Below are 23,369 nucleotides of genomic sequence, written 5' to 3'. Positions count from 1 at the left end.
TGAACATTGGCAGGATGGAAGCCCGTTCGAACTTCCGATACAGGTGATGACCGTGACCAGCCCGTTCTCCTCCTCCACCAGGCAACAGCAGGGGCTGCCCCGGATGCCGACGCCACCCAGCGGCTGGCCCATCGGCTCGTACGCGACGTACGCGGAGGCGCAACGCGCGGTCGAGCACCTCGCGGACAGCGACTTCGCGGTGGAGGACGTGACCATCGTCGGCGTCGACCTGATGCTCGTCGAGCGGGTCATCGGCAGGCTGTCGTGGGGCAAGGTGCTGGGCACCGGCGCGGTGTCGGGCGCGTGGTTCGGCCTGTTCGTGGGCATCCTGCTGGGCCTGTTCAGCGGCGGTGGCCCCGGCATCCACTACGAGCCGATCCTCGTCGGCCTGGTCTCCGGCATGTTCTTCGGGCTGGTGTTCGCCGCGATCTCCTACGCCTCCACGCGCGGTCGCCGCGACTTCTCCTCGGCGAGCCAGCTCGTGGCCGGGCGGTACGACGTGTTGTGCCAGCCCCGCAACGCGGAGCAGGGCCGGAACCTGCTCGCGAAGCTCGCCATGCGTCCATCCGGGTCAACGAGCTAAAGCATTCCTCAAGTCGCTTGCGGCTGATCATCTCCCGGCATAGTTTGAGGCACCACCGATCCACAGGCACGCTGTAGTGCGGGTACGGTCTCCCGCCGGCGTGCGCGTCGGGACAAGGAGGCCTGATGGGGAAGGGCAGGAGGGGAGTGGCCGCGCTGGGCGCGGGCGTGCTCGCCGCCGGCGCGCTGGCCGCGTGCAGCTCCGACCGCGGTATCACGATCAATCTCTATTACGCGCCCGAGGACACGTTCCAGAGCGTGGTGGACAACTGCAACGCGCAGGCCGCGGGCAGGTACCACATCGTCTACAACAAGCTGCAGCGCGGCGCCGACGACCAGCGCCAGGGCATGGTCCGCAGGCTCGCCGCGGGCGACAAGGGCCTGGACATCCTCGGGCTCGACGTGACGTGGGTGCCGGAGTTCGCCGAGGCGGGCTGGGCCGAGGAGTGGACCGGCTCGAACAAGGCGGCCGCCAGCGCGGGTGTCCTACCCGGACCGCTGGAAACGGCCACCTGGAACGGAAAGCTCTACGCCGCAACGAAGAACACCAACGTGCAGCTGTTGTGGTACGACGACCGGATCACGCCGCAGCCGCCCGCGACGTGGGACCAGCTGATGGCCGAGGCCCACGACCTCAAGGCGCAGGGCAAGCCGGGGAACGTCCTGTTCACCGGCGCCCAGTACGAGGGACTGGTGGTCGTCTACAACACTCTCGTCGAGTCCGCGGGCGGGCACATCCTGTCCGACGACGGCAAGTCCGTCGTGATGGACGCGGGCGCGGTGAAGGCGCTGGAGATCCTCAAGCAGGTCACGTCCACGGGTATCACCGACCCGTCGCTGACGAACCAGAAGGAGGACGACGTCCGGCAGGCGTTCCAGCGCGGCAACGGGGCGTTCGAGCTGAACTGGCCCTTCGTCTACGCCTCCTTCGCCAAGGAGGACCCGCAGAATCTGGCGCACTTCAAGTGGTCCACCTATCCCGCGGTGAACCCGGGGCAGCCGGCGAAGACCACGATCGGCGGCTACGACCTCGCGGTGAGTTCGTACTCGCAGCACAAGCCTGAGGCGTTCGAGGCCGCGTTGTGCTTGCGCAACAAGGACAACCAGAAGTTCTCCGCGCTCAAGGACGGCGTGCCGCCGAGCATCGAGTCGCTCTACACGGACAACGCGCCGCTCGACCCGAGCAAGCCCGTCGACGCGAAGAACAACCCGAGCATGCAGACCGCGTACCCGATGCGGGACGCGATCCTGGCCGCGTTGAAGAACGCCGCGGTGCGGCCGCTCACCCCGGCCTACCAGAGCCTGTCCACGGTGATCTCGAAGGTGCTCTCGCCGCCGTCGAAGATCGATCCGCAGAAGACCGCGGACGAGCTGCGCAGCCAGCTGTCCGATGCGCTGCAGTCGAAAGGGGTGATCCCGTGAGTTCCACTGTCGCCGAAACTCCCGCGGCACAGCCGGAAACGGGGCGCAAGGGCAAGCCGGTGCTGAGCGAGGGCAAGAAGGCGGAGCGGCGGCTCGGGCTGCTGCTGTGCGCGCCGGCCGCGATCATCATGCTGCTGGTCACGGCTTACCCGATCGTCTACTCGATCTGGCTGTCGCTGCAGCGCTACGACCTGAGGTTCCCGTCGCAGCGGACTTTCGTGGGGCTGGCGAACTACGCGGCCGTACTGTCCAATTCGTACTGGTGGACCGCGTTCGGCGTCACCATGCTGATCACGGTGGTCTCCGTCGTGATCGAGCTGGTACTGGGCATGCTGCTCGCGCTGATCATGCACCGCACGATCGTCGGGCGTGGACTGGTGCGCACGGTTTCCCTGATCCCGTACGGGATCGTGACCGTCGTGGCCGCGTTCTCGTGGTACTACGCGTGGACGCCGGGCACCGGGTACCTGGCCAACCTGCTCGGCCCGGACTCCGCGCCGCTGACGCAGTTCGTGCCGTCGCTGTTGATCATCGTGCTGGCCGAGGTGTGGAAGACGACGCCGTTCATGGCGCTGCTGCTGATGGCCGGGCTCGCGCTCGTGCCGGACGACCTGCTCAAGGCCGCCGCGATGGACGGGGCGAACGCGTGGCAGCGGTTCATCAAGGTCATGGTGCCGGTGATGAAGCCGGCGATCCTGGTCGCGCTGCTGTTCCGCACGCTCGACGCGTTCCGCATCTTCGACAACATCTTCGTGCTCACCAGCGGGGCGAACGACACCTCGTCGGTGTCGATGCAGACCTACAACAACCTGCTGAAGGGCCTGAACCTCGGCATCGGCTCGACGATGGCCGTGCTGATCTTCCTCACGGTCGCGCTGATCGCGTTCGTCTTCATCAAGCTGTTCGGCACCGCCGCGCCGGGCTCGGACACGGGAGGTAAGCGCTGATGGTGATGCAGGGTGCGATCACGCCGGGTCGCCGCGCCCGGTGGACCCTGATCGACATCGTGGTCGTGGTCTACGCGCTGGTGCCGGTGCTGTGGATCCTGTCGCTGTCGTTCAAGACGAAGGACACCCTCGACGACGGGAACTTCATCCCGCGGTCGTGGACCTTCCAGAACTACGCCGACATCTTCCAGACCGGTGACTTCATCCGCGCGCTGGTCAACTCGATCGGTATCGCGCTCATCGCGACGCTGATCGCGGTGGTGTTCGGCACGATGGCGGCGTACGCGGTGGCGCGGCTGGACTTCCCCGGAAAGCGCTTGCTGGTGGGCGTCTCGCTGCTGATCGCGATGTTCCCGCAGGTGTCGCTGGTGACCCCGCTGTTCAACATCGAGCGCACGCTGGGGCTGTTCGACACGTGGATCGGGCTCATCATCCCGTACATCACGTTCGCGCTGCCGCTGGCGATCTACACGCTCTCGGCGTTCTTCCGCGAAATCCCGTGGGAGCTGGAGAAGGCGGCCAAGATGGACGGTGCGACGCCGGCGCAGGCGTTCCGCAGGGTGATCGCGCCGCTGGCCGCGCCCGGCGTGTTCACCACCGCGATCCTGGTGTTCATCTTCTGCTGGAACGACTTCCTGTTCGCCATCTCGCTGACGTCGACCAACGCGTCGCGCACGGTGCCCGCGGCGTTGTCGTTCTTCACCGGCGCCTCGCAGTTCGAGGACCCGACGGGGACGATCTCCGCGGCCGCCGTGGTGATCACCATTCCCATCATCCTGTTCGTGTTGTTCTTCCAGCGCCGTATCGTCGCGGGGCTGACCTCCGGTGCCGTGAAGGGGTAAGGCTCAATGGCTGAGATCGTTCTGGAAAAAGTGAGCAAGCGCTATCCCGACGGCGCGCTCGCGGTGTCCGAAGTGGACCTGACAGTGGCGGACGGTGAGTTCATCATCCTGGTCGGCCCGTCGGGTTGTGGGAAGTCGACGACGCTGAACATGGTGGCGGGCCTGGAGGACATCTCCTCCGGCGAGCTGCGTATCGACGGGCAGCGGATGAACGAGCGGGCGCCGAAGGACCGCGACATCGCGATGGTGTTCCAGTCCTACGCGCTGTACCCGCACATGAGCGTGCGCGAGAACATGGCGTTCCCGCTGCGACTGGCCAAAGTGGACGACGCGACGGTGCGGGCGAAGGTCGAGGAGGCCGCGCAGATTCTCGACCTGACCCAGCACCTGGACCGCAAGCCCGCCAACCTCTCGGGTGGGCAGCGCCAGCGCGTGGCGATGGGCCGGGCGATCGTCCGCAGCCCCAAGGCGTTCCTGATGGACGAGCCACTGTCCAACCTGGACGCGAAGCTGCGTGGCCAGATGCGCACGTCGGTGTCGAAGCTGCAGAAGCAGCTGGGCACCACCACGCTGTACGTGACGCACGACCAGACCGAGGCCATGACGCTGGGCGACCGGGTCGTGGTGCTGCGTGCGGGGTACGTGCAGCAGATCGGCAGCCCGCAGTTCCTCTACGACCACCCGGCGAACCTGTTCGTGGCGGGCTTCATCGGCTCGCCGTCGATGAACTTCGTGCCCGCCACACTGGAGGACGGGCAGCTCAAGAGCCCGCTCGGCTCGGTCGCGCTGCCCGACCGCGTGCGGCGGCTGGCGGAGGCGGCGGGCGCGCCGCGTGAGGTGATCGCGGGCGTGCGGCCGGAGCACTTCGAGGACGCGTCGCTGGTGGACGAGGCGGCACGGCGGGGCGGCGTGACGTTCAGCGCCCACGTCGACGTGCTGGAGTCGATGGGCTCGGAGAAGTACGCGTACTTCACGGTCGAGGGCGAGCTGGCGAACGCCGCGGAGCTGGCGGAGCTGGCCGCGGACGCCGGTGCGGACGACGTGCCGGGCGGCGGTGGCGCGCAGATCGTCACGCGCCTGTCGGCGGCGTCGCCGATCACCGAGGGCGGGCAGGCCGAGGTCTGGTTCGACGCGACGAAGCTGCAGCTGTTCGACCCGTCGTCGGGCCGGAACCTCACCTACGAGGAGGACTGAGCCAGCCGCCGTCTGAGGTGCTCGCGCTCGACGTCGTTCGTCGCGAGCGCGAGCGCTTCCCGGTACGCGGCAACGGCTTCCGCGGTGCGGCCCGCGCGGCGCAACAGCTCCGCGCGGGCGGCCGGCAGCAGGTGCGAGTCCAGCCGGACGTGCCGCAGCAGCCGCAGGCCCTCCTCCGGTCCGGACGCCATGGCGACGGCGATCGCCCGGTTCAGCTCGACGATCGGCGAAGGGGCCAGCAGGCCGTAGAGCCGCACGATCTGCGGCCAGTCGGTCTCCTCGGGTGTCGCCGCGTCCGCGTGCACCGCGGCGATCGCGGCCTGCACCGCGTACGACCCGGCGCTGCCTCCGAGCAGGCGCCGTCCCTCGTCGAGCATGGCCCGGTCCCACCGCGTCCGGTCCTGTTCCTCCAGCGGCACGAGCTGTCCGGCCGCGTCCACCCGCGCGGCACGGCGGGCGTCGGTGAGCAGCACCAGTGCGAGCAGCCCGGCGACCTCGCGCTCGGGCAGGAGTTCGTGCAGCACCCGCGCCAGCCGGATCGCCTCGTCGCACAGCTCGGCCCGGATCAGCTCCGGTCCCGAGGTGGCCGCGTACCCCTCGGTGAACAGCAGGTACAGCACCGACAGCACGGCGGGCAGCCGCTGCGGCAGCTCCTCGGGCTCGGGTACCCGGAAGGGGATCCCCGCCTCGCGGATCTTCCGCTTCGCACGCACGATCCGCTGCTGCATCGTGTTCTCGCCGACCAGGAACAGCCGTGCGATTTCCACAGTGGACAGTCCGGCGAGGCAGCGCAGGATCAACGCCACCTGCGCCGGGCGGGACAGCGCGGGGTGGCAGCAGGTGAAGAACAGGCGCAGCCGGTCGTCCAGTACCGGGCCCTCGTCGGGTTCGGCGTGCTCCGGCTCCAGCAAGGGGAGCTTCTCCGCGAGCGTCCGCGCCCGCCGGATCCGGTCGACGGCGTGGTGGCGGGCCGTCGTCACGAGCCAGGCCGCGGGGTGGTCCGGCACCCCGTCCACCGCCCATTTCGCGGCGGCGGTGGCGTAGGCGTCGGCGAGCGCCTCCTCGGCGAGGTCGAAGTCGCCGAGGAGGCGGATCAGCCTGGCCAGCACGCGGCCGTGCTCCGCGCGGAACACGGCCGCGAGCGGCTCCGTCGTCACCGGTGCGCGAGCGGCCGGACCTCGATCGCGCCCTCCCGCGCGACCGGGCACCGGGCCGCCCACTTGAGGGCGTCGTCGAGGTCCGGGCACTCGAACACGTAGTAGCCACCGAGCTGTTCCCGCGATTCGGCGAACGGCCCGTCGGTGAACAGCTCCTCGTCGTCACGCACGCGGACGGTGGTGGCGCTGGTCGAGGGCAGCAGACGGGCGCCGCTCTTGAGCACGCCGGCGTCGGTGAGCTGCCGCGCGTACTCGACGAAGGCGGGGCTGATCTTGCTGTAGTCGGCTGCGGGGTCTTCGTTCATGTAAAGCATGACCAGGTACTGCATGGGAGTTCCCCTTCGGTTCCGGTGTGGCTTGCACGAGGAGGACGAGCGAAGCCCCCGTGGATCGACAGGGAGTGTATGTGACCTGGATCACTCGGTCGACGTCAGCGGCACCAGTTGTCCATGGTGTCCCGCACCGCGTCGATGTCCAGTGCGGGGCACGGCAGCGGTGACGGGCCGGACGGCCGGGCGCGCAGGCTGTCGAACAGCAGCGCCGCGTACCGGCGCCACAGCTCGGGCGCGCTCCGGTGCGTGTACTCCGCCACCCCGCCGATCATCTTGAACAGCATCGGGACGTCCTCGGGCTCGAAGTCGGCCCGCAGCTCGCCCGCCTCCTTCGCCCGGCGGATCAGCTCCTGCGCCAGCGGGATCAGCCGGTCGCGGGCCTGCGCGACCTTGTCGTGCCCGAAGGCCGTGCTGAGCATCACGTCGTGCAGCCCGCGGTCCTCCGCGATGAGCGCCGCCGCCTCCCACAGGAAGTCCAGCAGTGCCTGGTACGGGTCCGGCTTGGTGAGCGACTCGCTCATGAGCCGCCCGATTCCTTCGAGCCGGTCGGCGAACATCGCGTCGACCAGGTGCTCCTTGTTCGGGAACCGCCGGTAGACCGTCCCCACCCCGAGTCCGGCGTGATGAGCGACGTCATCGAGCGTCGTTTCGAAGCCACGCTCGCGGAAAACCTCACGGGCACTGGCGATGATGCGCTGGCGGTTGCGCTCCGCGTCGCGCCTGAGCGGCCGCGTCGTTGCGGTCCGCGTTGTGTCCCGCGTCATGTTTTCCATTCTACCAACAAGCCGAGGGCACTCCTCCGCTTCCGGTACGGTGAACTTGTAAGGGGAGGTCTCTACTCCACATATGTCTGCGAGGGACCAGCATGACTGACTCGTCCACGGCCGTCGCCGAGCCCAGAGCGGGCTCGCGCGCGACCGAAGATCCGCACCACGCGCGCCGGTGGCTGATCCTGGTGGTGATCGCGCTGGCGCAGCTGATGGTGGTGCTCGACGCGACCATCGTGAACATCGCGCTGCCCACCGCGCAGCACGACCTGGGCTTCTCCAGTGATGCGCGGCAGTGGGTGGTCACCGCTTACGCGCTCGCGTTCGGCAGCCTCCTGCTGCTGGGCGGCCGCGTCGCCGACCTCTTCGGTCGAAAGTACGCCCTTTTGATCGGCCTCGGCGGCTTCGCCGTGGCGTCCGCCGTCGGGGGAGCGGCGAACGGGTTCGAGATGCTCGTCATCGCCCGCGCGGCTCAGGGGGCGTTCGGCGCGCTGCTCGCGCCGGCCGCGCTTTCGCTGCTGACCACGACATTCACCGACGTCAGGGAACGCGGCCGGGCGTTCGGCATCTTCGGGGCGATCGCCGGCGGGGGTGCCGCGGTCGGCCTGTTGCTCGGGGGTGTGCTCACCGAGTACCTGAACTGGCGCTGGTGCATGTTCGTGAACATCATCATCGCCGCCGTCGCGCTGGTCGGGGGCCTGGCGCTGCTGCACCACCGGCGGTCGGAGCACCGGCCGAAGCTCGACATCCCGGGCACGCTGTCCGCGTCCGCCGGACTGTTCGCGCTGGTCTACGGCTTCTCCAACGCGGAGACGCACGACTGGTCCAACGCGCTGGTGTGGGGCTTCCTGGCCGCGGGTGTCGTGCTGCTGGCGGTGTTCGTCGCGCTGCAGCGGCGAGTCGAGCACCCGCTCCTGCCGCTGCGCGTGGTGCTGGACCGCAACCGCGGCGGCGCGTACCTCGCGGTGTTCATGATCGGCATCGGGATGTTCGGGATCTTCCTGTTCCTGACCTACTACCTGCAGCAGAACCTCGGCTTCTCGCCGATCACCTCGGGGCTGGCGTTCCTGCCGATGGTCGGCGGACTGATGATCACCGCCACCACGGCGACCGCGGTGCTGCTACCGCGTTACGGGCCGAAGTGGCTCGTCGGGCTGGGGATGCTGATCGCGGGCGGGGCCATGTTCTGGCTCAGCACGCTGGACACCAGCAGCACCTACGCCAACGGTGTGCTGTTCCCGCTGATCATCGCTGGGATCGGTATCGGGCTGTCGATGGCGCCGGCGATGAACGTCGCCACGGCGGGTGTCGGCGCGCACGACGCCGGGGTCGCCTCCGCGACGGTGAACACCGCGCAGCAGGTCGGCGGTTCGATCGGTACGGCGCTGCTCAGCTCGATCGCGGCGAACGCCGTCACCTCGTTCGTCGCGGGCAAACAGCTCACCCCGCAGGTGGTGGCCGAGGCCGCGGTGCACAGCTACACCACCGCGTTCACCTGGGCCGCCGTGATCTTCGTGGTCGGCGCGGTGGTCTGCGGCGCGCTGATGAAGCCGGGCGTGCCGGACCAGGGCGAGGCGCCCGCCGCCGTCCACATGTGACACTCCGGGGCGCTGTGCCCTCACCGCCGGTGGGAGCGCAGCGCCTCGATCACGTCGTCGTCCCAGCGGTGGGTGCGGATGAGCCGGTAACGCTCGCCCGCGACCCACATGTACGCCTCGGCCTCGGTGCGGTCGCCGACCAGGTCCGCCTGCCGCAGCATCTCCACGACGGGCTGGTACTCGTCGGCGTACCAGCGGCTCGCGACGGTGGCGCGGTCGAGGAACGTGCCCTCGTCCTGCATCAGCCGGAAGCCCCACGCCTCGACGTGCTCGCCGAGCATCGCGTAGTGCCACGGGTCCGACAGCACGATCGACGCGCGGGCCTGCCCCGTCAGCGGCACGCGGTCCAGGAACAGCCTGCGGTAGTCCTTGACGATCAGGTCGCCCCGGTACCGGATCCCGCTCGGCGTCAGCTTCGTCCGCACCTCGGTCACGTAGGCGTCTACTGTGGACAGTCCCATCGCGAGCGCCACGGACACGCGGTGGTGACCGTCGATGATGAAGTGCAGCTCACCCACCCGGTACACCTCGATGGGCGGCAGCGCTTCGCCCCGGCGCGCGGCGAGCGCGAGCCGTTCCCACCGCTCGCGCACCCGGCCGGACGTGGGGCGGAAGCGGCGGTCGAAGTCGTGCCCGCGGTCCACGCTCCCGACGATCGAGTCGAGCCTGATCACGCGCAGTCCGATGCGGCGTTCGCCCTGGTAGCCGAGCGCCTCGACGACCTCGTCGAACGGCAGCATGATGTTCACGTCGTCGGGTTCGCGGCGCAGCCAGTTCGCCAGCCGCGACAGCACCTGGCGGCGGCGGGCGCGCAGGAAGTCGTGTTCCGCGTCGGCGCGGGGGAAACCGGTGTCCTTGGCCGGGGTCATGCGGCCCTACCTTCAAGGACGCGGCAAGCCGCGACTGTGTTCTCGGCCAGCATGGCGTTGGATGATTCGGACCTGCAAGCAGTCCTCATACCGTCACCTCGTCGAGGTCCAGTACGTGCGACCCCACCACGTTGCGCACCCTCGTGCCGCCGAGGCGGTGCTCGGGCAGGTGTTCGCCGTAGGGGTGGATGTGCCCGTGCAGCAACCACTTCGGCGCGAGCCGCTCGACCATCCACAACAGACAGTCGAAGCCGTGGTGGGGCGGGTCTTCGCGGTCGCCGACGCCGCGTGGCGGTGAGTGGGTGAGCAGGACGTCCACGCCGCGCCCGTCCCGGCGCCGGCGGCGTTCGGCGGCCCGCACGAGCCGTTTCGCGCGGCGGGCCTGTTGCGCCTGCGTCCACTGGTTCGGTCCGCCGCTGTAACGGACCGACCCACCGAGCCCGGCGATGCGCAGCCCGGCGATGTCCACCACGCGCCCGTCGGCGTTCACCGCACCGGGAGGCCCCGGCCACGCCTGCGGAAACCCGGCGCGTGTCCACAATCCGGCGGAGCGGCGGAAGCCGGTCAGGTCGGGATCGTGGTTGCCGGGTACGAACACGCACGGCCGGTTCGCTGCGTCGGCGAGGAAACCGAGGTAGTCGAAGGGCAGGTCACCCGCCCCGAGGACGACGTCGACCCCGGTGCGGACCCCGCAGGCCCGCAACCGCTCGTCGACTTCATCCGCGACAACGAGGGCGCGCATGCCTCCCAGACTAGAGGCAGGGGGGTACTAACCGGCGACCTTGACGGGGAACTTCTCGATGCTCGCGATGGTTTCGTCGGGGTTGTCCGGCAGCACCAGGTCGATCGGGTTCTGGAGTTTGTAGAGGTCTCCCCGCGGCGGGAACTGGGTGAGCTGTCCGACCAGCTTCCCCGGGTCCTTGGTGGTCAGCACCAGCGGCTCGTTCTGGCGTTCCGGCGGGTCCTCGATCGTCATGGTGAAGTCGAGTAACAACGTCTGCTCCCACTTCGGCGGGGTCTGCGAGACGCTGCGGAGCAGGCTGGCGGGGGTGGTCCCGGAGTCGTCGTGCTGGAGGGTGATCTGGCCGAGACCCTGCCGGTCCTGCCCGGTGAGCCGGAAATCGGTCACGGTGGATCCCGTACCGGCAGACCGGTGGCGGGCGCGTCCACGTGTACTCCGTGCCGGGCGCCGGCGGCGAGGGGAGCTGGCGTGGCGCGGCAGCCGCCGAAGCCGTCCCGGCCAGTGGCAGCGCCATCGCAGCCGCCCCGATCACTTTAAGTGACCTATCGGACACTAAATGTGATCGGGCCGGGATGCGAGCACGACCACCCGGTTCAGTGGGCCGCGCGGGCGAACTCCGGGTGGTCGGCGATCACGAACACCACCACGGCGATCCAGGTCAGGCTGAAGGCGACGGCCCAGAACTTGAGGTTGGTCAGGAAGCGCGACATGGGTCATCACTCCTTTCACGAGGTTTTCAGGGAGAAGGGGGAGTCACAGCCACTGGTTCTTCCTGAATATTCGGTAGAGGAGCAGGCACGCCCCGAAGATCACGAGGAGTGCCAGCGGATAGCCGAACTGCCAGTGCAGCTCGGGCATGTAGTCGAAGTTCATGCCCCAGACACCGGCGAGCATCGTGGGCACCGTGATGATCGCCGCCCAGGCGGTGATCTTGCGCATGTCGGTGTTCTGCTGCAGCGAGATCTTCGCGACCGTCGCGTCGACGAGCGTGTTCAGCAGCTCGTCGAAGTTCGCCACGCGCTCGGAGACCGTGATGAGGTGGTCGTCGACGTCGCGGAAGTACGAGCGCACCTCGTCCGGCACCAGCCGCGTGAAACCTTCCGCGAGGCGCCGGACCGGGGCCGCCAGCGGCACGACCGCCCGGCGCAGCTCCAGCACCTCGCGCTTCATCAGGTAGATCTGCTCGGCGCTGACCATCGTGCGTGGCGCGAAGACGCGGGTCTCGATCTCCTCGATGTCGTCCTCGACCGCGGCGGTCACGTCGAGGTAGTGGTCCACGACGTGGTCGGTGATCGCGTGCAGCACCGCGGCGGGCCCGAACTTCAGCCGCTCCGGGTCCTCGTCCAGGTCCTGGCGCACGCGGGCCAGCCCGGAGTGCGCGCCGTGCCGGACGGTGATGATGAAGTCCCTGCCCAGGAACGTCATGAGCTCGCCGGTCTCGACGATCTCGTTGGCCGTGGTGGGCGACTCGTGCTCGACGTACCGCAGGGTCTTGAGCACCATGAACAGCGTCTCGTCGTAGCGTTCGAGCTTCGGCCGCTGGTGCGCCTGCACCGCGTCCTCGACCGCCAGCTCGTGCAGCCCGTACATGTCCGCGATGCCCTGGATCTGCTGCTCGTCCGGCTCGTGCAGGCCGATCCAGACGAACCCCTCCCGTCGCCGCCGGACCTCCTTGATGGCTTCGGCGTGCGTCCAGCGCCCGGGTACGCGCTTGCCGTCGACGTACACCGCGCAGTCGACGACGTACGCCGAAAGGGGGACCGGAATGGGCGGCTGGACGCGGGCACGGCCATTGCCGCGGCCGCGCAGGCCGCCGAGGGAGGGAATCGCAGGCATGGGATCTCCTGGCTGACGTAGTGCGTGCTACGACGGCCGTGCGGGGGTGTCCGCCCGGCCGGAACCAGCGTCCCGGGGATGCGAGCTAGAGAACGGGCCCGGCCGGCGGGGGAACGCTGGTCTTCCTAGGGAGCGGACTATCGCCACTACTCATCGCGCGTTCCTCACCTCCTCGGGCCGGGGACATGTGCCGGTGGTCGCGTTGACGCGACCGCCTCCGTTGGTCGAGGGTACTCCTCGACATCTGTCACGTCGTTTTCGGCCGGTGTGGCGTTACCCGCTTTTTCGAGGAGTGAACCAGTGCAGTTCGGGCGGTATTTCGAGGAGTTCGAGGTGGGTGCGGTCTACAAGCACTGGCCGGGCAAGACCGTCACCGAGTACGACGACCACCTGTTCTGTCTGCTCACCATGAACCACCACCCGCTGCACCTCGACGCGCACTACGCGGGCGAGACCACCGACTTCGGCAAGAACGTCGTGGTGGGCAACTACGTCTACTCGCTGCTGCTCGGCATGTCCGTGCCGGACGTCTCCGGGAAGGCGATCGCCAACCTGGAGGTCGAATCCCTCAGGCACGTGAAGCCGACCTTCCACGGTGACACGATCTACGGTGAGACCGAGGTGCTCGACAAGACGCCGTCGAAGTCCAAGGACGACCGCGGTGTGGTGTACGTCGAAACCAGGGGCTACAAGCAGGACGGCACGGTGGTCTGCACCTTCCGCCGGAAGGTGATGGTGCCGAAGCGCTCGTACGGCGAGGCCCGCGGTGGCGAGCAACCCGCCCGCCCGGTCCCGCACGAGTAGGGAGGACGTCGGGTGAAGCTGGACGAGGCGAAGCAGCGGCTGCGAGCGTTCGCGGCGGAGGCAGCCGAAGTGTCGCCGTTGTACGAGCACCTCGCCGGGCGCGCCGCGGAGGACGACGAGGTCGCGGGGCTGCTCGTCTCCGCGTCCGACGAGCACGCCGCCGCCCTGCTGTTGCTCGCCGCCGCGCACCGCCTCGTCCAGGCCGAGCCCGTGCACCCGTTGTTCCGCTACTACCCGTCCCTCGGCGGTTCCGACGGGGTCGACGACGAGACCTGGCCGCTGTTCCGCGAGTTCCTGCTGGAGCGGGCGGACCGGGTCCGGGAGCTGGTCGCCACGCGGGAGGCCACCACCAACGACGTGGGCCGCGCGGCCGGGCTGTTCCCCGCCGTCGCGCTCGCCGCGAAGCAGGCCGGCGGGAAGGTCGCCCTGCTCGAAGTGGGTTGCGCCGCGGGCCTGCTGCTGGGGCTGGACAGGTTCGGCTACCGCTACCAGTGCGACGGCGGCGAGCAGCTCGTGTCCGGTCCCGCGAAGGCGCCGGTCGGCCTGCACTGCGCGCTCGGCCTCGAACCGGGCGCGGTGCTGCCGAAGCTGCCGAAGAAGATCACCGTCACCGCGAAGGTGGGCCTCGACACGCATCCCGTCGACGTGTCCGACGAGGACGAGCTGGCGTGGCTGGAGGCGTGCGTGTGGGCCGACCAGCTCGACCGGATCCGCCTCCTGCGCGCCGCCGCCGCGGCCCAGCGCAAGGACGTGCCGGAACTGGTCCAGGGCGACGCGGTGGACGACCTCGCCGCCGCGGCGGCCCGCACCGAGGGCCCGCTGGTGGTCCTGACCTGCCGCACCCTGGGGCACGTCGGGCGGGGCGCGGAGTTCGTCGAGGCACTGGCGAAGCTCGCCGCCGACCGTCCCGTGTGGTGGGTCAGCGACGAGCCGTACGAGGCCGCGCTGTCCCACGTCCTGCCCGGACGCCCCGAGCTGAGCTTCTCCGACCTCGGCGGGTGCGTCCTGGGCCTGACCACCTGGCACGACGGCGAACCCGACGCCCGGGCGCTGGCGCTCACCTCCCGCTACGGCAACAGAATGACCTGGCTCGCGGGCTGACCGCCGCTTAACCTTCCAGGCATGGTCAACGTTGACGACACCTGGTTCACGCCACTGACCCCGCTGGCGTTCCTGGAGCGCTCCGCGGAGGTCTTCCCCGACAAGGAAGCCATCGTCTACGGCGAGCGGCGCGTGACGTACCGGGAGTTCGCAGCGGAGACCACCCGCGTCGCGCACGCCCTGCGCGCGTCCGGGGTCGAGGCCGGGGACCGCGTGGCCTACCTGCTGCCGAACCTGCCCGAGATGCTCGTCGCGCACTTCGCCGTGCCGCTGGCGGGCGCGGTCCTGGTCGCGATCAACACGCGCCTCGCGCCTGCCGAGATCCGGCACATCCTGAGCCACTCCGGCGCGAAGGTGCTGGTCGTGGACGCGGCGCTGCACCCGTCGCTCCCGCCCGACCTCCCGGTCGCCGAGGTCGTGACGGTCACCGACCCCGCTTCCGGCGCCACGCCCGACCCCGCGGTGGGCGGCATCTCGTACCCCGACCTGCTGGCGCGCGGCTCCGGCGAACCGCTGCCCTGGACGGTCGCGGACGAGCGCGGCACGATCTCGATCAACTACACGTCCGGCACCACCGGGCAGCCCAAGGGCGTGATGTACCACCACCGCGGCGCGTACCTGAACTCACTGGCCGAGATCGTCCACTCGCGACACACGCCGGAGTCGCGTTACCTGTGGACACTCCCCATGTTCCACTGCAACGGCTGGTGCACCACCTGGGCGGTGACGGCGATCGGCGGTACGCACGTGTGCCTGCGCTCGGTGGACGCCACGGAGATCTGGCGCCTGCTGGACACCGAGGGCATCACCCACCTCAACGGCGCGCCCACGGTGCTGGTGACGATCGCGAACGCCCCGCAGGCGCACCCGCTGCCGCGCGAGGTCGTGGTGACCACGGCGGGCGCCCCGCCGTCACCGACGGTCATCCGGCGCATGTCGGAACTGGGCGCGCGCCTGACGCACGTGTACGGGCTGACGGAGACGTACGGCCCGTACACCGTGTGCGAGCCGCAGGAGGGCTGGCTGAAGCTCGACGTCGCCGAGCGCAGCAGGGTGATGTCCCGCCAGGGCGTCGGGATGATCGTGACCGACGGCGTGCGCGTGGTGGACGAGGAGATGCGCGACGTGCCACGCGACGGCGCGACGATGGGCGAGGTCGTGATGCGCGGGAACAACGTCATGTCCGGGTACTTCGAGGACCCGGAGGCGACCGAAAAGGCGTTCCGTGGCGGATGGTTCCACTCCGGCGATCTCGGCGTCTGGCACCCGGACGGGTACATCCAGCTACGCGATCGGGCGAAGGACATCATCGTTTCGGGTGGCGAGAACATCTCGACGATCGAGGTGGAGGCCGCGGTGGACTCGCACCCCGCGGTGCTGGAGGTCGCCGTGGTCGGCGTGCCCGACGAGCGGTGGGGCGAGCGGCCGAAGGCGTACGTGGTGCTGCGCGACGGTGCTTCGGTGACGGCGGACGAGCTGCGGGAGCACGTGCGCGGGCAGATCGCGCGGTACAAGGTGCCGGACGCGGTGGAGTTCGTCGGGGAGCTGCCCAAGACGTCGACGGGGAAGATCCAGAAGTTCCAGCTGCGGGAGCGGGACTGGTCGGGGCGGGAGAGCCGCATCCAGGGTTGAGACCTAGCAGCGGGGGAGGCTGTCCCACTCCGCGAGAACCTCCGCCAGACCCTCCGTGAGCTCCAGCGCCGTGAAGGCCGCTGAGTCCACCCAGCGCGCCTCGTCCGCATCGTCGCCCGCCCTGAGGTCGCCGCTGAGGACCTCGCAGGCGTAGTCGTGGATCTCGTACCGCCCGCGCACCACCGTGCCCACCAGCGCGCCGGGACGCACGTCCAGGCCGGTCTCCTCGCGCATCTCCCGCACCACGGCCTGCGCGTCACTCTCGCCGGGCTCGACCCGCCCGCCCGGTAGCGACCACAGCCCGCGCCCCGGCTCGTGCCCGCGCCGGATCACCAGCAGCCGGCCGGCCGGGTCGTGCACGATGCCTCCGACGCAACGCTCCGCACCCATAACCGCAGCGTAGTGGGCTTCCGACAGCCTCAAGGTGTACACGGAGAGTAGCCATACGGTAAGATCGTAAGCGGGCACTGACCCAAGCGCGGGACTTTTCTCCCGTAACGGTGCGCAGTGCGGTACAACGTTACTGGTGAGCTCGCAGAACCGATGCCGGAGCAAGAGACGGGATTGATCGTTGTGGACGTGAAGAAGATAGCGTCGATCGCGGGTATCGCGTTGGTCTTGTTCTTCGTCATCGCCCAACCAGGCCAAGCCGCGCACCTCGTCAGCAACATCGTCGACTTCCTGCGGAGCTCGGCCGAAGCGGTGATCACCTTCGTCAGCAACGTGTTCAACGGATAGCCGGTGTTCGCCCCCCGCGATCCCGACGAGTACCTGCTCGACACCGAGCGGCGAGTCGTCCGGGTCCGCAGGCACTGGTCCGTACTGGCCTGGGACATCTTCGAGACGGTCGCGCTGCTCGCGATCTGCGTGATGGTGTCCTACCTGCTGCCGCCGTCGCTGTACATCGTGCAGAACATCCTGTGGTACGCGGCGCTGCTGGTGGTGCTGGTCTTCGCCTTCAAGGTGATGGAGTGGTGGGTCGAGCGCCTGGTGGTCACGGACAAGCGGTTCGTGCTCACCACCGGCGTGTTCACCACGAAGGTCGCCATGATGCCGATCAGCAAGGTCACCGACCTGACGTACGAGCGCACCGCGTGGGGTCGCCTGTTCGGCTACGGCACGGTGATCGTCGAGTCGGCAGGCCAGATCCAGGCGCTGAACCGGATCGACTACCTGCCGCGGCCGGAGGAGTTCTACGACACCATCTCCGAGCTGGTGTTCGGCGACAAGCAGAAGCAGAGCGAGCGCTTCTCGATGATCAAGGCCCAGCGCCTCGCGCGCGGCAAGAAGATGGTCGGTTGAGGAAGGGCCCGCTCGGCGCATAGGTCAGAATGGGCTCGATGCGCATCGACCTGCACACCCATTCGACCGTCTCCGATGGCACGGACAGCCCAGCCGAACTCGTCCAGGTGGCCGCACAGGCAGGCCTGGACGTGGTCGCGCTCACCGACCACGACACCACAGCGGGCTGGGACGCCGCCACCGCGGCGCTGCCACCCGGGCTGACCCTCGTGCCCGGCGCGGAGCTGTCGTGCGTGAGCTACCACGACAGCCCGCACGGCATCAGCGTGCACCTGCTCGCGTACCTGTTCGACCCGACGTCCCCCGCGGTCGTCACCGAGCAGACGCGCCTGCGCCTCGAACGGCGTACGCGCGTCCGGGCGATGGCCGAGCGGATGGCTGCCGACGGCCTGCCCGTCGACGCCGACGAGATCATGGGTCTGTTGCCCGCCGACTCCCCGGCCGGGCGCCCGCACCTCGCGCAGGCCCTGGTCCGCGCCGGGCTCGTTTCGACGGTCGACCAGGCGTTCGCCGAGTACCTCGGCGCCGGGCGCGGCTACTACCTCCCGCGTCAGGACACGCCGGTCGAGGACGCGATCGACATGATCGCCGAAGCGGGCGGGGTCACCGTGTTCGCGCACCCGTTCGCCCGCAGCCGGGGCCGGATCGTCTCCGTCGACACGCTCGTCGCGCTCGCCGAGCACGGGCTGACCGGCGTCGAGGTGGACCACCCCAACCACGACGAGGAGACCCGCGTCCAGCTGCGCGGCCTCGCCCGCGAGCTGAACCTCGTGCCCACCGGGTCGAGCGACTACCACGGCACGAACAAGACGATCGCGATCGGCGCGGAGACCACCCCGCCCGAGTCGCTCGAAGCGCTCGTCGACAAGGCCTCCGGTTACCGGGTCGCGGTGGGCTGAGTGTCGTTCTTCGACGTCAACGTCTTCATCGAGGCCACCATCACGCTCGTCGTGATCATGGACCCGCCCGGCACGGTACCGGTGTTCCTCAGCCTGGTCGGCCGCAAGTCACCGGGCGCGCGGGCGCGCGCCGCCCGGCAGGCCGTGCTGGTGTCGCTGCTGGTGATCTCCCTGTTCGCGGTGGCGGGGCAGGCGATCCTCGCGTACCTCGGCATCGGCATTCCCGCACTACAGGGCGCGGGCGGGCTGCTCCTGCTGCTGATCGCGCTGGACCTGCTGACCGGCAAGGGCGGCACCGAGCCGGAGGCCGCCGAGGACGTCAACGTCGCGCTGGTCCCGCTCGGCACGCCGCTGCTGGCCGGGCCGGGGGCGATCGCCGCGACGATCGTGTTCGTGCGGGAGGCGTCCGGGCACCTGGGGTCGTACGTCGCGCTCGCGCTGGCGATCGTCGTCGTGCACGTCGTGATCTTCCTGTGCATGCGCTACTCCGGGCTGGTCATCCGGCTGATCAAGGAGAGCGGGATCCTGCTGCTGGCGAAGATCGCGGGTCTGCTGCTGGCCGCGATCGCGGTCGAGCTCGTCGCGAACTCCGTCCGCGGGTTCATCGACGGGGCCTGAGTACGGTGGTGGCCGTGGAGCAACTGGGGTTCGAGTTCGCGGTGGAGCCGCGGCGCCTGACCAAGGTGAGCCCGGCGCGGCTGGCGACGTTCGCCGACTGCCCGCGCCGGTACCGGCTGAGCTACCTCGACCGGCCGACGCCGCAGCGCAGCGGTCCGTGGGCGCACAGCACCCTCGGCGCGGTGGTGCACAACGCGTTGCGGGCGCTGTTCGAGCTGCCGCCGGAGCGCCGCACGCCCGTCCGCGCCGCGCAGCTGGTCAGTGAGCACTGGCAGGACGCGGGGTTCGCCGACGCCGAGCAGGCCGCCGTGTACCGCGACCGGGCGAAGACCTGGGTGATGGAGTACGTCGAGCACAACGACGTCTCGTCGACGCCGGTCGGGCTGGAGCGCTGGGTGTCCGCGCCGGTGAACCCCGAGCCGGGGCAGCCGCCGTCGATGATCATCGAGGGGCGCGCGGACCGCATCGACGAGCGGGACGCGGAGCTGGTGATCGTCGACTACAAGACCGGCCGCCGCGCGCCCGACGAGTACGAGGCCCGCAGCTCGCAAGCGCTTGCGATGTACGCCGTCGCGGCCGCCCGGACCCTGCGGCGCCCGTGTCACCGTGTGGAGCTGCACCACCTGCCGACGGGCACGGTCGCGGCGGCGGAGCACACGCCGGACACCCTGCGGCGGCACCTCACCCGGGCGGAGGAGACGGCCGAGGACCTGCGGGTCGCCACGGATACGCTCACCGCGGGCGGGGACAGGGAGGTCCTGTTCCCGGTGAACCCCGGCGTGCGCTGCTCGTGGTGCGACTTCCGGCCGAGCTGCGCGGAGGGCCAGCAGGCGGCGCCGCCGGCGAAGTCATGGGAGCTGCTGGCGCCGTGAGGGAGGTGGCGAGCGTCTCGTGAGTACGGAGGAGCTGCGGGCCGCGCCGGAGGAGCGGGAACGCCCCCGGCGGGGCCGGTGGTGGCGCGGGCTGACGGGTTCGCTGGCCGCCGGGCTGGCGGGGCTGGCCGTGATCGTCCTCGGCTCGGGCGTGGTGTGCGCGTTGCTGGGCGCGCCGGGGCCGGGGCTGTGGCTGCTGGTGGGACACCCGGTGGCCGCGGTGCTCGCCCTGGTGGCGCAGCGTTTCGCGGACCGCGGCGAGGGCCGCGTGGCGGGCGTCGCCGGAGGTGTCGTCGTGGTGCTCCTGCTCGCCGCGCTGTGGCTGTTCTGGTGGGGTTAGGCGGTCACAGCCAGGAGCGCCACGTCGGGAGCAGCACGTCGAGCAGGCCCTGGGGGTTCTCGGTGTTCGGCGAGTGCGCGGCGTGCGGCACGGTCTCGAACGGGACGCCGAGACGCTGCGCCATGTCCCGCTGGGACGGCACGCTCCACGCGTCGTCGCCTTCGCCCGCGACGACCAGCGCCGGGACGGTGCGTTCCCGCAGGGCTTCGGCGAGCGTGGCGACGAGGTCCGGCTCGTAGCGCAGGCCGTCGGCCATGCCCAGCAGCGCCTGCGGGCTGGAGGAGACGAAGCGGTGCCGGTAGAACTCCCGCAGCTCCTCAGGCAGGGCCAGCCAGCCAGGGAACTGGGCGTTCATCTCCTCGCGGATCCGATACGCGGCCTCGATGCCGTGCCGTCGCAGCAGCGGCTCGCCGAGGGCGAGCGCCGTCCGGCGGTGGCCTTCGGGCAGCGCGGACGGGCCGGTGTCCATCAGCGTCAGCCCGGCGACCGGCGCCCCGGCGAGCACCGCGGCGCGCGCGACGAGCCCGCCGTACGAGTGGCCGAGCAGCAGCACCGGCTTGCCCTCGTTCGCCAGGTGCTCGGCGACCGACGCCACGACCTGCCCGAGCGCGGCGGGCAGGTACGCGGACTCGTCCTCCGGACCCGGTGACTCGAAGGTGCCGGGCAGGTCGATCGCGACAGCGCGGAACCCGTCGTCGGCGATGGCGTCCAGCACCGGTGCGAAGTCCTCTTTGGACCCCGTGTAGCCGTGCACCAGCAAGGCGATGGCCTTGCCCGCCTCCTTGGTGCTCAGTGCCGCGACCGGGCCGTGCGGGCCCGGCAGTTCGAGGCGCTCGGCGTCGTGCGGGGTGAGAGGGCCGGTCATCGCAGTGCCGCCAGGGTTTCGCCACGCTGCTCCAGCAGCACGGGGCCGATCGCGGAGAGCCGGACGGGACCGGTGTAGCCGTGCCGGTCGACGCCGATGGTGCGGATCGTCGAGCCGTCCTGCTCGTTCAGCACCGCGAGTCCGCCCGTGATCGGCACGACGAGCTGGTTGTCGAACGTGACGCCGGGGCCCAGCGCCGAGCTGAGCGTCCACAGTGGAGTCAGCTTGTCGCGGGAGAAGGCCATCAGCTTGGAACCGGTGTACCAGTACACGTTGGCCGCGGTGGACGACGTGACGGGAATGGCGTTCGGCGGGTCCTGCGCGAGGTCGGTCGCGGGCAAATCGAGCGGGTACGCCGACACCTCCGAGCCCTCGGGGCCGAACAGCACGAGCTGCTTCTGGTCGGCGACCGCGACGGCGGTGTAGTCGCCGGACATCGCGACCAGGCGGCCGGTGACGCCGGGCAGCAGCACGCTGAACACGACCTGCGGCGAGTCCGACTCCTTCGGTGCGGCGCGGAAGACGGTGAGGCGGTCGCCGGGGTCGCCGGGGCAGCGCTCGATCACGCCGACGCGGCTGGAGGCCATCGCGACGGAGCCGTACGTGCAGCCGGTGCGGGGCTGCTTGCCGGGGTTGATGAGCGCGGGAACCTGGCCGTACTCGGCGGTCTCGACGAGGTCGTCGCGCCAGGTGTTGAGCAGGGTCGGGCCGGACGCGGTGACGTAGGTGCCGTCGGTGACGAGGCCGGTGCCGAGCTGGGCGCTGCCGGTGCGCTGCGCCTTGCGGTGCCCGGTGTCGGGGTCGAGGGCGATGACCTCGCTGCAGCCGCTCTCGCCGTTGACCCCGTCCTGGCGGTACAGGGCGACGGCGCGGGACCAGCCCTCGGCGGCGGTGCACAGGGTGAGGTCGCGGGAGTAGCGCCAGCGGACCTGGCCGGTGATGGGGTCGCGCCCGTCGAGCTCGCCACCGGAGGCGGTGACGACGGCGTTGCCCGCGGCGATGGGCACGGTCGTGGCGCCGCTGGGGGCCTGCCAGAGTTCGCTGAGCTGGGCGGGAACGGCGCCGGGGGCGGCGGGGAGCGCGGGCCCGGGGGTGGTGGTCTCGGAGACGGTGGCGCGGCTCTCACTGCCGGCCCACACGACGACGCCCACGGCCACCACGACGACCGCGATGACCACGGCGATCACCCGATCGCGGGGCTTGCTCCACGGCGAGGGCCGGTCACGGCCGACGGTGTGCCGGCGGGGCGGCGAGGTGGTGGTGTTCGCTCCCGCGGCGGCGAGCACGTCCTCGACACCGATGATCTGGGTGACCTCGGAGTCGTCGGGCCGCCGCCGGTGCCGCCCGCCGCGGGGCTGGGCGGGGTCGGGGGTGAACACGACGGGCTTGAGGTTGTCCCGGGTGCCAAGGGCGTGCTTCGGCTCGCGGCTCCTGGCGTCGGGTTGGTCAGTGGAGGAAGGCGAGTGGCGGGGGGTGAAGGCGGCCCAGCTCAGGGGGGTGGTCGGGGAGTGGCCGGTGTTGGGGGTTTCGTCCGTGGGCGCCGGGGCGGTGACCGGTGGCTCGGCGCTTCCCGTTGGGGAGTGACCGCTGCCCGGTACCTCGTCGGCGGCAGCCGGTTCTACGGGTGAAGCACCCGCCGGAGTGGTGCCTGATGGCTCGGCGGGTGGGTTGCCCGCGCGCGCCTCCATGGGGGCGGGTTCGGTGGGGGAAGTGCCCGCCGAAGTGGTGCCTGCCGAGGGAGCCTCCGCGGCGGGGGGCTCGGTAGCGGGCGCAGTGGTGGCCACCGGGGCTTCCTCCGCAGGGCCTTGACCTGCGGAGGACTCCGGAGCAGGTGAGTGGCTCGTGCTGGGCAGATCGGCAGGTTGGTCGCCCGCCTCACTTGCCTGAGCTTCCGGCGCCGCGGGCACCTCGGAGCCACCGGGCTCGGCTGATGTGCCTGCCACCTCCGGCGGCATGGCCTGGGCCGCCCCGTCGGCAGACGCGCCAGCCTCCGCCGCCTTGCCAGCAGGTGCGTCAGCCTCCGGCACGCCATCAGCAGGTGCACCGGCCTCGGCCGCCCCGCTGTCAGGCGCACCGGCCTCGGCCGTGCCGCCAGCAGGCGCACTGGCCTCGGCCGTCCCGCTGGCGGGCGCACCGGCCTCCGGCCGTGCCGGACGGTGGTCGGCAGTCTCCTCCTGGCCACCGGTCCGGCCCTCGTCGTGGTTCGACGTCCCCTCGGCGGGCTCCCTCACCTGCACTGCTCCCGTTGTTCGGCGCGACTTCCCGAGTGCTCAGTCTGCCGAAGCGGGCGTATCAGATGCGTTTGCCGCGCCGGAACGCCTGCGGCGCCTCCGCCGGGCGGGGCGCTCCGCGTTGTCCGCGCTCTCGCGGTTCTCGCGCTCCGCCGGGGGAGCGGTCTCGCCACTGCGCGTCCGGGTCCGGCGGCGTGCCGGGCGCTCGTCGTCCGTCGAGCCAGCCTCGGCCTTCGCGTCCGCCGACTCGATGGCCTCCGCGGCACCCGCTCCGCCGCGCGTGCGGCGGCGCTTGCGCGTGGTCCGCGCCGCCGAGGACGGGGACTCCGAGCGGCGCTTGCGCCCGCCGCCCATCTTCTCCTCCGGCTCGGCGGCCAGCCCGGCCCGCGTCCGCTTGCCCAGCGGCAGCCTGCCGCC

Annotated in this window: 25 protein-coding genes and 1 pseudogene; 15 read left to right on the top strand and 11 right to left on the bottom strand. The window is 70.5% G+C overall.

What is annotated here, in order from left to right; all coding sequences use genetic code 11:
• The first annotated feature begins 46 nt into the window (after window positions 1-46).
• From FHX82_RS21410 to FHX82_RS21390, 5 genes are all read left to right on the top strand, one after another.
• Window positions 47-583: a general stress protein gene (locus FHX82_RS21410; protein ID WP_145935071.1), complete on the top strand. Its 537-nt coding sequence runs from the start codon at window positions 47-49 to the stop codon at window positions 581-583.
• Between the two features lie 125 nt (window positions 584-708).
• Entirely contained in the window at window positions 709-2,004 is a 1,296-nt protein-coding gene (locus FHX82_RS21405; RefSeq protein ID WP_145935070.1) for an ABC transporter substrate-binding protein, read from the top strand.
• Entirely contained in the window at window positions 2,001-2,951 is a 951-nt protein-coding gene (locus FHX82_RS21400) for a carbohydrate ABC transporter permease (protein ID WP_145935069.1), read from the top strand. The genes FHX82_RS21405 and FHX82_RS21400 overlap by 4 nt, the downstream gene beginning before the upstream one ends.
• A complete protein-coding gene (locus FHX82_RS21395; RefSeq protein WP_183176749.1) occupies window positions 2,951-3,793 on the top strand; it encodes a carbohydrate ABC transporter permease in 843 nt (280 codons plus the stop codon). The genes FHX82_RS21400 and FHX82_RS21395 overlap by 1 nt, the downstream gene beginning before the upstream one ends.
• Before the next feature lie 6 nt (window positions 3,794-3,799).
• Window positions 3,800-4,987 (top strand): ABC transporter ATP-binding protein, encoded by a 1,188-nt coding sequence (locus FHX82_RS21390; RefSeq protein WP_145935068.1) that lies wholly within the window; start codon window positions 3,800-3,802, stop codon window positions 4,985-4,987.
• Here FHX82_RS21390 and FHX82_RS21385 read toward each other — a convergent pair.
• From FHX82_RS21385 to FHX82_RS21375, 3 genes are all read right to left on the bottom strand, one after another.
• Window positions 4,972-6,144: an RNA polymerase sigma factor gene (locus tag FHX82_RS21385; protein WP_145935067.1), complete on the bottom strand. Its 1,173-nt coding sequence runs from the start codon at window positions 6,142-6,144 to the stop codon at window positions 4,972-4,974. The genes FHX82_RS21390 and FHX82_RS21385 overlap by 16 nt on opposite strands.
• Window positions 6,141-6,473, bottom strand: a complete 333-nt coding sequence (locus FHX82_RS21380; RefSeq protein WP_145935066.1) for a YciI family protein — start codon at window positions 6,471-6,473, stop codon at window positions 6,141-6,143. The genes FHX82_RS21385 and FHX82_RS21380 overlap by 4 nt, the downstream gene beginning before the upstream one ends.
• Before the next feature lie 101 nt (window positions 6,474-6,574).
• The gene (locus FHX82_RS21375) at window positions 6,575-7,240 is read right to left on the bottom strand and encodes a TetR/AcrR family transcriptional regulator (RefSeq protein ID WP_373308667.1); all 666 of its coding nucleotides are present in this window, start codon (window positions 7,238-7,240) and stop codon (window positions 6,575-6,577) included.
• Between the two features lie 101 nt (window positions 7,241-7,341).
• Here FHX82_RS21375 and FHX82_RS21370 point away from each other — a divergent pair, with 101 nt between their 5' ends.
• On the top strand, window positions 7,342-8,841 hold the full coding sequence (locus FHX82_RS21370) for an MFS transporter (RefSeq protein WP_145935064.1): 1,500 nt from the start codon (window positions 7,342-7,344) through the stop codon (window positions 8,839-8,841).
• Window positions 8,842-8,861: 20 nt separating this feature from the next.
• Here the strand turns inward: FHX82_RS21370 and FHX82_RS21365 are convergent, their stop codons facing one another.
• The 4 genes from FHX82_RS21365 to FHX82_RS21350 all read right to left on the bottom strand — a co-directional run bounded on the left by FHX82_RS21365 (window position 8,862) and on the right by FHX82_RS21350 (window position 12,288).
• Window positions 8,862-9,710, bottom strand: a complete 849-nt coding sequence (locus FHX82_RS21365; RefSeq protein ID WP_145935063.1) for a ParB N-terminal domain-containing protein — start codon at window positions 9,708-9,710, stop codon at window positions 8,862-8,864.
• A gap of 85 nt (window positions 9,711-9,795) precedes the next feature.
• Window positions 9,796-10,452 carry a metallophosphoesterase family protein gene (locus FHX82_RS21360; RefSeq protein ID WP_145935062.1) on the bottom strand — a complete coding sequence of 219 codons (657 nt, stop codon included), beginning with the start codon at window positions 10,450-10,452 and terminating at the stop codon, window positions 9,796-9,798.
• Between the two features lie 27 nt (window positions 10,453-10,479).
• On the bottom strand, window positions 10,480-10,839 hold the full coding sequence (locus tag FHX82_RS36585; protein WP_221216354.1) for a hypothetical protein: 360 nt from the start codon (window positions 10,837-10,839) through the stop codon (window positions 10,480-10,482).
• A 366-nt stretch (window positions 10,840-11,205) separates the two neighbouring features.
• On the bottom strand, window positions 11,206-12,288 hold the full coding sequence (locus tag FHX82_RS21350) for a magnesium and cobalt transport protein CorA (protein WP_145935061.1): 1,083 nt from the start codon (window positions 12,286-12,288) through the stop codon (window positions 11,206-11,208).
• A gap of 300 nt (window positions 12,289-12,588) precedes the next feature.
• Between FHX82_RS21350 and FHX82_RS21345 the strand changes: the two genes are divergently transcribed.
• Genes FHX82_RS21345 through FHX82_RS21335 form a run of 3 tightly spaced genes read left to right on the top strand, consistent with a single transcriptional unit; the run spans window position 12,589 to window position 15,825 of the window.
• Window positions 12,589-13,092, top strand: a complete 504-nt coding sequence (locus FHX82_RS21345) for a MaoC family dehydratase (RefSeq protein WP_183176748.1) — start codon at window positions 12,589-12,591, stop codon at window positions 13,090-13,092.
• 12 nt (window positions 13,093-13,104) lie between these two features.
• Complete coding sequence (locus FHX82_RS21340) at window positions 13,105-14,193, top strand: DUF2332 domain-containing protein (RefSeq protein ID WP_145939289.1); 1,089 nt, start codon at window positions 13,105-13,107, stop codon at window positions 14,191-14,193.
• A gap of 21 nt (window positions 14,194-14,214) precedes the next feature.
• Window positions 14,215-15,825, top strand: a complete 1,611-nt coding sequence (locus FHX82_RS21335) for an acyl--CoA ligase family protein (protein ID WP_145939290.1) — start codon at window positions 14,215-14,217, stop codon at window positions 15,823-15,825.
• Between the two features lie 3 nt (window positions 15,826-15,828).
• Here FHX82_RS21335 and FHX82_RS21330 read toward each other — a convergent pair whose 3' ends face one another.
• Entirely contained in the window at window positions 15,829-16,215 is a 387-nt protein-coding gene (locus FHX82_RS21330; RefSeq protein ID WP_145939291.1) for an NUDIX hydrolase, read from the bottom strand.
• 189 nt (window positions 16,216-16,404) lie between these two features.
• Here FHX82_RS21330 and FHX82_RS21325 point away from each other — a divergent pair, with 189 nt between their 5' ends.
• The 6 genes from FHX82_RS21325 to FHX82_RS21300 are packed head-to-tail and all read left to right on the top strand — an operon-like array spanning window position 16,405 to window position 19,856.
• Entirely contained in the window at window positions 16,405-16,563 is a 159-nt protein-coding gene (locus FHX82_RS21325; protein WP_222426010.1) for a hypothetical protein, read from the top strand.
• A gap of 3 nt (window positions 16,564-16,566) precedes the next feature.
• Window positions 16,567-17,127, top strand: coding sequence for a PH domain-containing protein (locus FHX82_RS21320; RefSeq protein WP_145939292.1), 561 nt, complete (start codon window positions 16,567-16,569; stop codon window positions 17,125-17,127).
• A 29-nt stretch (window positions 17,128-17,156) separates the two neighbouring features.
• Window positions 17,157-18,026, top strand: a complete 870-nt coding sequence (locus FHX82_RS21315; RefSeq protein WP_183176747.1) for a PHP domain-containing protein — start codon at window positions 17,157-17,159, stop codon at window positions 18,024-18,026.
• Window positions 18,027-18,644: a MarC family protein gene (locus FHX82_RS21310; protein WP_261377319.1), complete on the top strand. Its 618-nt coding sequence runs from the start codon at window positions 18,027-18,029 to the stop codon at window positions 18,642-18,644.
• Between the two features lie 14 nt (window positions 18,645-18,658).
• Complete coding sequence (locus FHX82_RS21305) at window positions 18,659-19,516, top strand: RecB family exonuclease (protein WP_183176746.1); 858 nt, start codon at window positions 18,659-18,661, stop codon at window positions 19,514-19,516.
• A 19-nt stretch (window positions 19,517-19,535) separates the two neighbouring features.
• Window positions 19,536-19,856, top strand: a complete 321-nt coding sequence (locus FHX82_RS21300; protein ID WP_145939295.1) for a hypothetical protein — start codon at window positions 19,536-19,538, stop codon at window positions 19,854-19,856.
• Between the two features lie 4 nt (window positions 19,857-19,860).
• Here the strand turns inward: FHX82_RS21300 and FHX82_RS21295 are convergent, their stop codons facing one another.
• The 3 genes and pseudogenes from FHX82_RS21295 to FHX82_RS21285 form a co-directional block, all read right to left on the bottom strand.
• Window positions 19,861-20,721: an alpha/beta fold hydrolase gene (locus FHX82_RS21295; RefSeq protein WP_145939296.1), complete on the bottom strand. Its 861-nt coding sequence runs from the start codon at window positions 20,719-20,721 to the stop codon at window positions 19,861-19,863.
• Window positions 20,718-22,100, bottom strand: a complete 1,383-nt coding sequence (locus tag FHX82_RS21290) for an Rv3212 family protein (protein WP_183176745.1) — start codon at window positions 22,098-22,100, stop codon at window positions 20,718-20,720. Before FHX82_RS21290 ends, FHX82_RS21295 begins: the two co-directional genes overlap by 4 nt.
• An 891-nt stretch (window positions 22,101-22,991) precedes the next feature.
• Window positions 22,992-23,369, bottom strand: a pseudogene (locus tag FHX82_RS21285) (DEAD/DEAH box helicase); the annotation flags it as partial.

The organism is Amycolatopsis bartoniae (assembly GCF_014191255.1).
Lineage (GTDB): Bacteria > Actinomycetota > Actinomycetes > Mycobacteriales > Pseudonocardiaceae > Amycolatopsis_E > Amycolatopsis_E bartoniae.
The sequence above is the reverse complement of the archived record's forward strand: the minus strand, read 5'-3'. Positions and strand labels throughout refer to the sequence as shown.